The organism is Sulfitobacter sp. 1A13353 (genome assembly GCF_043557255.1).
Lineage (GTDB): Bacteria > Pseudomonadota > Alphaproteobacteria > Rhodobacterales > Rhodobacteraceae > Sulfitobacter > Sulfitobacter faviae.
Genome location: NZ_JBIFFS010000001.1, coordinates 358,659 through 369,587 on the forward strand (window position 1 = coordinate 358,659; position 10,929 = coordinate 369,587).

A 10,929-nucleotide genomic window follows, 5' to 3' on the forward strand; every position below is an offset into this window, starting at 1 on the left:
GAAGGGGGCATGGAATACCTCGCATTTCTGCGGCGCAACTGGCTGTTTCTGCTGGCCGGTTTCCTGCTGACCTTCACCTCATCCTATGGACAAACCTATTTCATCTCGCTCTTTGCGGGGGCGGTGAAGGGCGACTTTGGCCTAAGCGACGGCCAATGGGGCGGCATCTATACCGTCGGCACGACGTTGTCGGCCATCAGCATGGTCTGGGCCGGGGTGCTGACGGACCGCTTTCGCGTACGGGTGCTGGCCCTTGGCGTGATGCTGGCGCTGGCGGGGGCCTGTCTGGCGATGGCGGCGGTGCCGAATTGGATTGCGCTGATCTTTGTCATCTACGCATTGCGGCTGACCGGGCAGGGGATGATGTCTCAGCTTGGGCAGGTCGCCATGGTGCGCTGGTTTGAGGCATCGCGCGGCAAGGCGCTTTCGCTGTCCTCAATGGGTTTCGCCGCTGGCCAGGCGTTCTTGCCGGTGATCTTCGTGGCCCTTTTCGCCAGCTTTCACTGGCGCAGCCTTTGGGTACTGGCCGCGGTGCTGGTGCTACTGACAATCCCGGTGATCCTGATGCTGCTGCGGCAAGAGCGCACCCCGCAAAGCATGGCCGATCAGGCGCAGCGCGCGGGTATGAAAGGGCGGCATTGGACCCGGGCCGAGATGTTCCGTTCGGGCCTGTTCTGGATGATTATCCCGCTGGCCATCGGCCCCGCGGCATGGGGCACGGCCCTGTTCTTTCAGCAGGTGCATCTGACCCAAGTGAAGGGATGGGCCTTGGTCGAATTCGTGGCTTTGATGCCGGTCTATACAATCTCGGCGGTGGCCTCGACCTTCCTCTCGGGCTGGGCGATCGACCGTTTCGGCGTCAGCCGCGTTGTGCCTGTGATGATGCTGCCCTTTGCCCTGTCATTCGCGGTGCTCGCCTATGCCGACACGCTGTGGATGGCCGGGATCGGCTTGCTGATTTTCGGCATGGGGCAGGGGATGCAATCCACCGCGCCGGCGGCCTTCTGGGCCGAGTATTTCGGCACCCGCCATGTGGGGTCGATTAAAGCGGTCGCCGCCGCGCTGATGGTCTTTGGCTCGGCCATCGGGCCGGGGGTGACGGGGCTGTTCATCGACTTGGGCGTCGATTTCCCGCAGCAGATGCTGCCCATCGCGCTTTATTATCTGATCGCCGCAGGCTTGGCCGCATGGGCGATTGCGCGCTACAAACCGCTGCTGTGCGGTTAACGGTTGCGCCGCAGGTAGACGTAATAGGCCCCGCCGCCGCCGTGGCTGACATGGGCCTGCGCGACCTGTAGCACGAGACTGCTGAGCGGTGGCATCGACAGCCACTGCGGCACCTGATGGCGCAGCACGCCATCGCGCACAGGGATCGGGCCACCGTCATCGCGCCGCTTGCCCTTACCGGTGATCACCAGCACCAGCCGTTTGCCCCGGGCATGGGCATCTATGATGAAACCATTGAGCGCCGGATGCGCCCGGTCGAGGGTCATGCCATGCAGGTCGATCCGGCCCTCGGGCCGCAGCTTGCCACGTTTGAGCTTTCCGTAAGCCTTGTGGTCCATCTGAACCGGCGCAGCTTTCATCTGTTCGGCCAACGTCGGGCGCAGGTCATTGCTGCGCTTTTTCATGTTGGGCTGCGGCTTGTTGCCCTGCAGGGCGATCTTGGCGCGCCGAACCTGCGGCGGGGCAGGGGCGGGGGCGTCGATCTCGGGCGTGAACAGCTTATTCAACTCCAGCTTCTCGGTCCGCTCGGTCACCCGGCGCCAAAGTTCGAGATCATCTTCGTTCAAGCGGCGCCGTTTCATATCGCGCTCTCCGGCAGGAAGGCATAGGCGCGCTGGATCGGCATCAAAACCACCATCCGCCCCGGATCGCGCAGACGACCCGCCGCGCGGCCCGCTTTGTCACCGGTGCCAAAAAACACATCCGCACGCTGCGCGCCCTTGATGGCCGAGCCTGTATCCTGCGCGACCATGAGACGGCGTAGAGGCTCCTTCCCGTCCTTCTCGATCCAGACCGGCGCGCCGAGCGGCACATGCGATGGGTCGACCGCGATGCTGCGCATGGCAGTGATGGACCGGTTCATCGCGCCCAGCGGCCCCTTGTCGGCGGGCACGCGGCTGACCTCGCGAAAGAATACGTAAGAGGGATTGTGATAGAGCAGTTCCCGGCCATCTTCGGGGTTGCGACGCACCCAGTTCTTGATGACATCGGCGCTGACCTGATGCGCCTCATAGACCCCGCGCCGCACTAATTCGACCCCGACCGAGCGGTAATCATGGCCATTCGCGCCGCGATAGCCCACCCGCAGATAGCTGCCATCGGGCAGGCGAATACGGCCAGAACCCTGAATTTGCAGAAAGAAAAGCTCTACCGGGTCATCGACCCAAGCGATCTCAAGCCCGCGGTCGCGCATCACGTCGCCATCTAGGATCTCGCGTCTGGTGAGCCAGGGGCGGATCTGCTCGGCCTCGGGGGGCATGGCGTAGATGGGATATTGAAACCGGGCAGAGGGGTAGAGATCGCCGTCCAATTCAGGTTCGAAATACCCGGTGAAAAGCGCGTCTTTGCCGTCTTCCATCAGAACGGGGCGAAAGAACAATTCGAAAAACTGCCGGGGGTCGGGGCCATCTTTGGCCAGCTTGCAGAGCGCGCGCCAATCGACATCTTTCATGTCGCCGCAGGTGCTAGTGAAAACCTCGAAGGCAGCGGCGTGGTCATCTTTGGCCCAGCCTTCAAGCTGGTCGAAATCCATGACAGTATAATGCACCTCTGCTGCGGACGGCGTGTTCATCGACACACCGCCCAACAGCGCAAGAGCGCCAAGCGCACGCGCTACCCGTCTGTGGAAACCAACAGCCAATTCGGATCGTCCGAGCCCATGACACGGGCGAAGACCCATGTATCTTTTTGGCGTTTGATTTCTTTGCTGCTGCCCTCGACAATCTCGCCCTCGCGGTTGCGAACCTCCGAGGTCAGCTCGCCGACGAAGCGGATGGTGAGTTCGGCTTCTTTCGTGGTCTCGTCCATCTTGGCGTCGATCAGTTCCATCTCGCGCACGCCGATGAAAGTCGCCTCGATCGTTAGACCTTGATCCTCCCGCGCGGCGACGCCGTCAACAAAGCTTTCATAGACGTCATCGGCCAGAAACGGCTGAATTTCCGCCAAATCGCCCCGCTCATAGCCCATGACGATCATCTCATAGGCGCCACGCGCGCCTTGCAGGAAATCGCTGACGCCAAAGGACGGCTCGACCCGCTTCATCTCGGCCAAGGCCTTGCCCGAGGGGCTGTCTTCGGGAACGTGGTCGGTGATATCGAGATCCGGGCCACCTTCGATCACTTCAAACGCGGGGCCGCTGCGGGCGCTTGGCGTTTGATCGGTCACCGGGGGCTTTTCAAAACCCTCACGCGTGCCGAGCACGTTTTTCAGCCGCAGGATCAGGAATACGGCGATACCGGCAAGCACCAGAAGCTGTATCAGGGGAGAATTCATCGAAACCTCATTCAGGGGTGGCATGGAAACATGCGAGTTAAGCTCTTATGTAGGTGTTCGACCGGGGCAAGTCCACTCTGCCCCCAGCGAAAGGACCCCGCCACATGTGGCTATTGATCGCATTTATCGCCGTGCCTCTGATCGAGATCACGCTTTTCATCCAAGTCGGTGGCGCCATCGGCCTTGGCTGGACGCTGGCCGTGGTGGTTTTGACCGCCATTTTGGGCACATGGTTGGTGCGGTCTCAGGGCGCGCTGGCGCTTGGGCAGTTGCGCAGTTCCTTCAATGACTTGCGCGACCCGACCGAGCCTTTGGTGCATGGCGCGATGATCCTGTTTTCCGGCGCGCTGTTGCTGACGCCGGGGTTCTTCACCGATGCTGTTGGCTTTGCCTTTCTGGTGCCGCGCTTTCGCGCCGCCGCCTATCGCGCGATCCGCGATCGGGTGAAGGTCCAAAGCTTTGGCACCCCCGGCGGCATGGGGCAGCGGCCCGGTCCGCAACGCCGCGGCGATCCGCGCGGTGATGTGATCGACGGGGATTTTCACGAAATTCCCGAACAGCCGCGCCAGACCAAGGGCCCCTCGGGCTGGACTAAGGATTGAGCGGCCCGTGCCGACCTGTTAAGTCCGGGTAGATTTAAGAAATTCACCACAACAGGACACAGAAAATGGCAGAAAACGAAACCGCACAACCCAAGCAACCGCAGATGCGCGTGCTGGGCCAGTTCATCCGCGACATGTCGTTCGAAAACATCATGGCGCAGAAGGGTGCCCCGGCGGATGTACAGCCCGACGTGCAGGTTCAGGTCAACCTCGACGCGAAAAAGCGTTCGGGCGAGAACCAGTATGAAACCGCGATCAAGCTGAACATCACCTCCAAAGCGAAAGACGGCGACGCGACGCTTTTCGTGCTGGAAATCGACTATGTCGGTATCTTCCAAGTCGAAAACGTGCCGGAAGAGCAGATGCACCCCTATCTGCTGATCGAATGCCCGCGCATGATCTTCCCCTTCCTGCGCCGCATCGTCAGCGACGTGACCCGTGACGGTGGCTTCCCGCCGCTGAACCTTGAAAACATCGACTTCCTTTCGCTGTACCGCAACGAAGTGGCACGCCGTCAGGCCGAAAACCCGCCAAAAGCCGACGCCTAAGCGTCAGCCAAGCTGTTTCCACAGCGCGTCGTCGCCCAGTTTGCCGACAAATTCGGCATGGGCGGCGGCTTCGGCCTCTGTCAGACGCGAGGGCAGGGGCGTGGGCCGCGGTTTCGGGGTCCAGCGCGTCTCCGGCTCGCCCGTCTTGCGCTCCGGCGCCGAGGACAGCGCGAAGTCCGGCTGCCGCCCCCCAATCAGTTCCAAATAGACTTCGGCCAAGATCTCACTGTCGAGCAAGGCGCCGTGCAGCGTCCGCGAGGTGTTATCAATCCCAAAGCGGCGACAGAGCGCATCAAGCGAAGCGGGTGAGCCCGGAAAGCGTTTGCGCGCGATCTCGAGCGTGTCGAGCGCTTGTTCCCACGGGATCTGCGGCAGGCCCATCCAGCGCAGTTCGGCGTTCAGGAATTTGATGTCGAAGGCGGCGTTGTGGATGATCAGCTTTGAATCGCCGATAAAGTCGAGAAACTGCCGCCCGATCTGCGCGAACTTGGGTTTGTCGCGCAAAAAGTCATCGCCCAGCCCGTGCACCTGAAAGGCTTCCTCGGGCATGGAGCGTTCGGGGTTGATGTATTGGTGATAGGTCTCGCCCGTGGCCATGTGATTCATCAGCTCGACCGCGCCGATCTCGACGATGCGGTCGCCGCTTTCGGGGTCAAAGCCGGTGGTTTCGGTATCGAGCACGATTTCACGCATGGCGCAGTCTTTCCCTGATGTCGCGGATCACCGCCCGCACCTGCGCGCGGGCATGGTCGAGCGTGTCGGTCACTATCACATAGTCCGAGCGGGCGCACTTCTCTTCGGCGGGCATTTGCTTGGCGCGGATGGCGTCGAATTGCACTTCCGTCATCGTGCCACGCGCCAGTACCCGGTCGCGCTGGACCTCTGCCGGGATCGTCACGCAGGCCACGGCGTCCATCGCAGCCTCGCCGCCGGTTTCGAACAGCAGCGGAATGTCCAGCACGGCAATGTCGCTATCCGCCTGCGCCAAAAACGTCGCCCGGTCTACGGCAACCAGTGGATGCACGATGGCTTCGATCCGGGGCAGGGCGGTCGAATCGGCGGCGATGATCTCTTTCAATGCGGCACGAGAGACGCCGCCGCCCTCGATCGCTTCCGGGAAAGCCGTCTGCATCGGCGCCACGGCGGCCCCGCCCGGGGCATAAAGCCGGTGCACCGCCGCGTCGGCATCCCAAACGGCGCAGCCTTCCTCGGCGAACATCTTTGCCGTGGTCGATTTACCCATGCCGATGGAGCCGGTGAGCCCGAGGTGAAACATCAGCGCAGCACCGCCGTTCGCGTGGCGCGGTCGACCTCGGGCCGCTGGCCGAACCAACGCTCGAACGCCGGGACCGCCTGATGCAACAACATGCCCAGCCCGTCGACCGTGACGCAGCCCATATCCTCAGCCGTCTCAAGCATATGGGTGCGCAGCGGAGCGTAAACGAGATCTGTCACCACCGTGCCGGGGCGCAGCCCATCCAGCGGCACCCGCAAGGCGCCTTTGCCGATCATGCCGAGTGATGTGGTGTTCACCAACAAACTGGCGTGATCGATCATATTGCCCGCTTGCACCCAATCGACGACTTTCACTCTGCCGCCGAAATCGCGCTGCAACTGCTCCGCCCGGACGCGGGTGCGGTTTGACAGGCAGATCTCAGGCACACCAGCATCCAAAAGCGCCGAGACAACCGCCCGCGCCGCGCCCCCCGCGCCCAAGACCGCCGCCGGTCCGGCCTTCGGATCCCACTCCGCCGCACCGGCTTTGAGGTTTTCGATGAAGCCGTAGCCATCCGTATTATCCGCGTGAATTTTGCCATCGGCGCGAAAGATCAACGTATTGGCCGCGCCGATCAGAGTGGCCCGGTCAGTGATGAGATCCGCGATCTCCATCACCGCTTCTTTATGGGGGATCGTCAGGTTCACCCCAACAAAGCCCATCTTGGGCAGCGTTCTCAGCACCTCTTCCAGATCATCGGGGGCGACATCAAGCGGCACATAATGCCCGGCGATGCCATAGGTCTCCAGCCAATGGCGATGCAACTGCGGGGATTTGGAATGCGCGATGGGCGATCCGATCACACCGGCGAGGGGGATTTTGGGCAGGCTCATGTCTTGAGGTCTCCGCGCAGCGTCAGGAAATTCAGCAGTTCAAGAAATGGCATACCGAGGACGTGAAAGTAATCCCCCTCAATCTGGGTGAAGAGCCGCACGCCTTCCTCTTCCAGCTTGTAGCAGCCCACCGCGTGGCGAATGCTCTCCCAGTTTCGCGCGACGTAGTCTTCTATATAAGCGTCGCTTGCGTCACGCATCCGCAGCCGCACCTGACCGACGTGCCGCCACAGGGGTTTACCGTCTTCATAAAGCACCGCGGCGGAGAGCAGGGAATGCCGATCCCCGCGCAGACGGTGAAGCTGCGCGATGGCTTCACCCTTATCACGCGGCTTGTGCAGCATCTCGCCGCGATGGTCCAACACCTGATCGCAGCCCAGAACCAACGCGCCAAAGTGCTTTTCGCTCACTTTACGGGCTTTCATCTCGGCCAAGGTATCGGCGATGTCGCGCGGCTTGGCCTCCTCGGCCCGCAGGGCGGCGGTTATCATCTCTTCGTCGATCTTGGCCGGGATCACCTCATGCGGGATCGCGGCCTGCGCCAAAAGCTGCGCCCGGATCTCCGAGCCGGAGGCGAGGATGATTTTCTGCGGCATGTGGATAACCCTGTGATGATCTGGCGCAAATCTTGAGGATTTGTTCTGCGAGATAAAAGTTGACAGCACAAGCCCGCAGATCTCGCCCTGAGTCGCGGTTTTTGTCGCCGATTCCCACCCCGATGAATAGGGATAAGCCGCTTGTGCGTATAACCACGAGACTTCACCGGTTATCCCCGCTTTGATACATTTTGTCCCCCGGAAAATACGCCAGCAAGATCTTGAGAAAGTTCGACATTCGCGAATCGGGGCCGGCTTATCCACAGGGGGCCGCGAAGTTTGTTCACCTGTTGATAAGCGGCGGTATAAATCATTAATCCACAGGATTCAGGCGCCCTACAATCAACTACATCTTTTCTCTTTTCTTATTTATTAAGAAAGAAGCACGCACACCGGAGCCTTCCCCATGTTCGATCTTCTCAGCCTCGCTTATCCATGGATCAAAGCGCTCCATATCGTGTCGGTCATCAGTTGGATGGCGGCGCTCTTCTACCTGCCGCGCCTCTTCGTGCATCATGTCGAACAGGCGGGTTCCGCCGGGCGGATGCACGAGACTTTCGCGATGATGGAATTCAAGCTCGCTCAGTTCATCATGCGGCCCGCGATGATGGCGACATGGGTTTTCGGCCTCGCCCTCGTTCTGACGCCCGGAATCGTGGATTGGACGATGATCTGGCCATGGACCAAGGGGGCCAGTGTCATCGCCATGACGGTTTTCCACGTTTGGCTGAAAAAACAGGTCAAATCCGTCGAAAGCGGTGACAGTACCGTCACGGGCCGTCAGTTCCGTCTTTTGAACGAAGTGCCGACGCTGCTGATGATCGTGATCGTCTTCTCAGTGGTCGTGAAATTCTGAGGCAATTGACTCAAGCCGCGCTGCCGCCTATATCTGCGCCACTGTCCCGTCCGGGGCGGTTTCTGCTTGCCACATTCAAATGATCGACCAGCCCGCATTCTGCTGCGGCTGAACAGGATGCTCCATGACAACCGAAACGCTGAACCTCGCTGATCTCAAGGCGCAGACGCCGAAAAACCTGCTCGCCATGGCCGAAGAGCTGGAGATCGAAAACGCCTCGACCATGCGTAAAGGCGAGATGATGTTCCAGATTCTCCGCGAACGTGCGGATGACGGTTGGGAGATCTCGGGCGACGGCGTGTTGGAAGTGCTGCAGGACGGATTCGGTTTTCTGCGCTCTCCCGAAGCGAACTACCTGCCGGGCCCCGATGACATCTACGTCTCGCCCGACATGATCCGCAAATGGTCGCTGCGCACCGGGGACACCATCGAGGGGCTGATCAAGGCGCCCGATGACACCGAACGCTATTTTGCGCTGACCGAGGTCACCAAGATCAACTTCGAGGCGCCCGAGAAGGCGCGCCACAAGGTCGCCTTCGAAAACCTCACCCCGCTTTACCCCGACGAGCGTCTGACGATGGAGGTTGATGACCCCACGATCAAGGACCGCTCGGCGCGGATCATCGATCTGGTGTCCCCCATCGGCAAGGGCCAGCGCTCGCTGATCGTCGCCCCGCCGCGCACCGGTAAGACCGTGCTGCTGCAGAACATCGCTAACAGCATCGAGAAAAACCACCCCGAGTGCTACCTGATCGTCCTGCTGATCGACGAACGGCCCGAGGAAGTCACCGACATGCAGCGGTCGGTGAAGGGGGAGGTTGTCTCCTCCACCTTCGATGAGCCGGCAACCCGTCACGTCGCCGTTTCCGAGATGGTCATCGAGAAAGCCAAGCGCCTTGTCGAGCACAAGCGCGACGTTGTCATCCTGCTCGATTCGATCACCCGTCTGGGCCGCGCCTTCAACACCGTGGTGCCGTCCTCGGGCAAGGTCCTGACCGGTGGTGTCGACGCCAACGCCCTGCAGCGCCCGAAGCGTTTCTTTGGTGCCGCGCGGAACATCGAAGAGGGCGGATCGCTCACCATCATCGCCACCGCGCTGATCGACACCGGCAGCCGCATGGACGAAGTGATCTTTGAAGAGTTCAAGGGCACCGGCAACTCCGAGATCGTTCTCGACCGCAAGATCGCAGACAAACGCGTCTTCCCGGCTATCGACATCCTCAAATCCGGCACCCGGAAAGAGGATCTTTTGGTCGACAAGGTGGACCTGCAAAAAACCTTCGTCCTGCGCCGCATTCTCAACCCGATGGGCACCACCGATGCCATCGAATTCCTGCTCGGCAAGCTCAAGCAAACCAAGTCGAACTCTGACTTCTTCGACTCCATGAACACCTGAGTTATTTCATAATAACAATAGGTTAGTGAAATATGGACACGATATTCGCCCAAGCGTCAGCGCCGGGCCGTGCCGGGGTTGCGGTGATCCGCATTTCCGGCCCACAGGCCTTCGCGATCGCGCAGGAGATTTCCGGCAAACGTCCTGAAGGACGCGAAAGCGTGTTGCGAAACCTCCGCGGCACTGGCGGAGAGGTTATCGACCAAGCCTTGCTCCTGAGCTTCCCCGGGCCAAATTCCTTCACCGGCGAAGATGTAGTTGAATTTCAACTCCATGGCTCCATCGCCGTGGTCCGGGCGATGCTTTCCCTGCTGTCGACCTTCCCCGAAACTCGGATGGCTGAAGCGGGGGAATTCACACGCCGTGCGTTAGAGAATGAAAAGCTGGATCTCGCGCAGGTTGAAGGGCTGGCAGATCTCATCGAAGCCGAAACAGAAGCACAGCGAAAGCAAGCGCTTCGCGTTTTATCGGGCCACCTCGGCGCACGCGTCGAAGATTGGCGGAAAGACTTGATACGCGCCGCCGCGCTTCTGGAGGCCACGATCGACTTCGCGGATGAAGAGGTACCCGTCGATGTCACCCCCGAGGTGGAGGCGCTGCTCTCGAAGGTCGGCAAGGAATTGCAAGCCGAAGCGGAAGGCACTTATGTCGCCGAACGGGTTCGAAACGGCTTCGAAGTCGCGATCATCGGTGCGCCAAATGCGGGTAAGTCAACGCTCTTAAATGCGCTAGCCGGACGTGACGCCGCGATCACCTCCGAAATCGCAGGCACCACCCGCGATGTCATCGAAGTTCGGATGGACCTTGACGGGTTGCCGGTCACCCTTTTGGATACGGCGGGTCTGCGTGAGAGCGAAGATAAAGTTGAAGCCATCGGGATCGAGCGCGCAATCGAACGCGCCGAGGCGGCGGATCTGCGGGTGTTTCTCGCGGCGCCAGGTGAGGCCTTGGTCCTTACGCCGGAGGAAGAGGATATCGTTCTTCAGCCCAAAGCAGATCTCGTTGGTATTGAAGAGAATGGTATCTCAGGGAAGACCGGGCAGGGTGTGTCAGAACTCATCCAACGCATTCAATCTACACTCTCGGAACGCAGTTCAAACATTGGACTGGCAACCCATGAGCGGCATCGCGTCGCTTTGCAGCAAGCCGTCTCGTGTTTGGCTGAAGTAAATGTTATCCTGACCCGAGGACCTGATTTCTATGATTTGGCCGCTGCGGACCTTAGGTTCGGGATTCGAACGCTGGAAACCCTTGTTGGCCGCATAGACGTCGAGAACCTGCTGGATGAGATTTTCACCAGCTTCTGCGTAGGTAAATGATGGAG

Annotated in this window: 13 protein-coding genes; 6 read left to right on the plus strand and 7 right to left on the minus strand. The window is 60.5% G+C overall.

Annotated elements, in window-relative coordinates; all coding sequences use genetic code 11:
- Nucleotides 1-9: 9 nt before the first annotated feature.
- Nucleotides 10-1,227, plus strand: a complete 1,218-nt coding sequence (locus ACGYLO_RS01770; RefSeq protein ID WP_271688644.1) for an MFS transporter — start codon at nucleotides 10-12, stop codon at nucleotides 1,225-1,227.
- Here the strand turns inward: ACGYLO_RS01770 and ACGYLO_RS01775 are convergent.
- Genes ACGYLO_RS01775 through ACGYLO_RS01785 form a run of 3 tightly spaced genes read right to left on the minus strand, consistent with a single transcriptional unit; the run spans nucleotide 1,224 to nucleotide 3,498 of the window.
- On the minus strand, nucleotides 1,224-1,808 hold the full coding sequence (locus tag ACGYLO_RS01775) for a Smr/MutS family protein (protein ID WP_271688643.1): 585 nt from the start codon (nucleotides 1,806-1,808) through the stop codon (nucleotides 1,224-1,226). The two genes, ACGYLO_RS01770 and ACGYLO_RS01775, sit on opposite strands and share 4 nt — an antisense overlap.
- Nucleotides 1,805-2,797 carry a murein transglycosylase A gene (locus ACGYLO_RS01780; protein ID WP_271688642.1) on the minus strand — a complete coding sequence of 331 codons (993 nt, stop codon included), beginning with the start codon at nucleotides 2,795-2,797 and terminating at the stop codon, nucleotides 1,805-1,807. The genes ACGYLO_RS01775 and ACGYLO_RS01780 overlap by 4 nt, the downstream gene beginning before the upstream one ends.
- 41 nt (nucleotides 2,798-2,838) lie before the next feature.
- A complete protein-coding gene (locus tag ACGYLO_RS01785) occupies nucleotides 2,839-3,498 on the minus strand; it encodes a Tim44/TimA family putative adaptor protein (protein ID WP_271688641.1) in 660 nt (219 codons plus the stop codon).
- A gap of 104 nt (nucleotides 3,499-3,602) precedes the next feature.
- Here ACGYLO_RS01785 and ACGYLO_RS01790 point away from each other — a divergent pair, with 104 nt between their 5' ends.
- A complete protein-coding gene (locus ACGYLO_RS01790; protein WP_271688640.1) occupies nucleotides 3,603-4,100 on the plus strand; it encodes an FxsA family protein in 498 nt (165 codons plus the stop codon).
- A gap of 65 nt (nucleotides 4,101-4,165) precedes the next feature.
- Nucleotides 4,166-4,648 carry a protein-export chaperone SecB gene (secB, locus tag ACGYLO_RS01795; RefSeq protein ID WP_067267736.1) on the plus strand — a complete coding sequence of 161 codons (483 nt, stop codon included), beginning with the start codon at nucleotides 4,166-4,168 and terminating at the stop codon, nucleotides 4,646-4,648.
- A gap of 3 nt (nucleotides 4,649-4,651) precedes the next feature.
- On the opposite strand, the gene dnaQ is transcribed toward secB, so the two are convergent.
- From dnaQ to ACGYLO_RS01815, 4 genes are read right to left on the minus strand one after another with little or no spacing between them, the layout of a single operon-like run.
- Nucleotides 4,652-5,341, minus strand: a complete 690-nt coding sequence (gene dnaQ / locus ACGYLO_RS01800; protein WP_271688639.1) for a DNA polymerase III subunit epsilon — start codon at nucleotides 5,339-5,341, stop codon at nucleotides 4,652-4,654.
- On the minus strand, nucleotides 5,334-5,927 hold the full coding sequence (gene coaE / locus ACGYLO_RS01805) for a dephospho-CoA kinase (RefSeq protein WP_271690012.1): 594 nt from the start codon (nucleotides 5,925-5,927) through the stop codon (nucleotides 5,334-5,336). The genes dnaQ and coaE overlap by 8 nt, the downstream gene beginning before the upstream one ends.
- Nucleotides 5,924-6,757: a shikimate dehydrogenase gene (locus ACGYLO_RS01810; RefSeq protein WP_271688638.1), complete on the minus strand. Its 834-nt coding sequence runs from the start codon at nucleotides 6,755-6,757 to the stop codon at nucleotides 5,924-5,926. The genes coaE and ACGYLO_RS01810 overlap by 4 nt, the downstream gene beginning before the upstream one ends.
- The gene (locus tag ACGYLO_RS01815) at nucleotides 6,754-7,353 is read right to left on the minus strand and encodes a nucleoside triphosphate pyrophosphatase (RefSeq protein ID WP_271688637.1); all 600 of its coding nucleotides are present in this window, start codon (nucleotides 7,351-7,353) and stop codon (nucleotides 6,754-6,756) included. Before ACGYLO_RS01815 ends, ACGYLO_RS01810 begins: the two co-directional genes overlap by 4 nt.
- A 406-nt stretch (nucleotides 7,354-7,759) precedes the next feature.
- Here ACGYLO_RS01815 and ACGYLO_RS01820 point away from each other — a divergent pair, with 406 nt between their 5' ends.
- The 3 genes from ACGYLO_RS01820 (at nucleotide 7,760) to mnmE (ending at nucleotide 10,924) form a co-directional block, all read left to right on the plus strand.
- Nucleotides 7,760-8,209, plus strand: a complete 450-nt coding sequence (locus ACGYLO_RS01820) for a CopD family protein (protein WP_067267858.1) — start codon at nucleotides 7,760-7,762, stop codon at nucleotides 8,207-8,209.
- 124 nt (nucleotides 8,210-8,333) lie between these two features.
- Complete coding sequence (rho, locus tag ACGYLO_RS01825; RefSeq protein ID WP_067267859.1) at nucleotides 8,334-9,605, plus strand: transcription termination factor Rho; 1,272 nt, start codon at nucleotides 8,334-8,336, stop codon at nucleotides 9,603-9,605.
- Between the two features lie 32 nt (nucleotides 9,606-9,637).
- Nucleotides 9,638-10,924, plus strand: a complete 1,287-nt coding sequence (mnmE, locus tag ACGYLO_RS01830) for a tRNA uridine-5-carboxymethylaminomethyl(34) synthesis GTPase MnmE (protein WP_271688636.1) — start codon at nucleotides 9,638-9,640, stop codon at nucleotides 10,922-10,924.
- Nucleotides 10,925-10,929 lie beyond the last annotated feature (5 nt).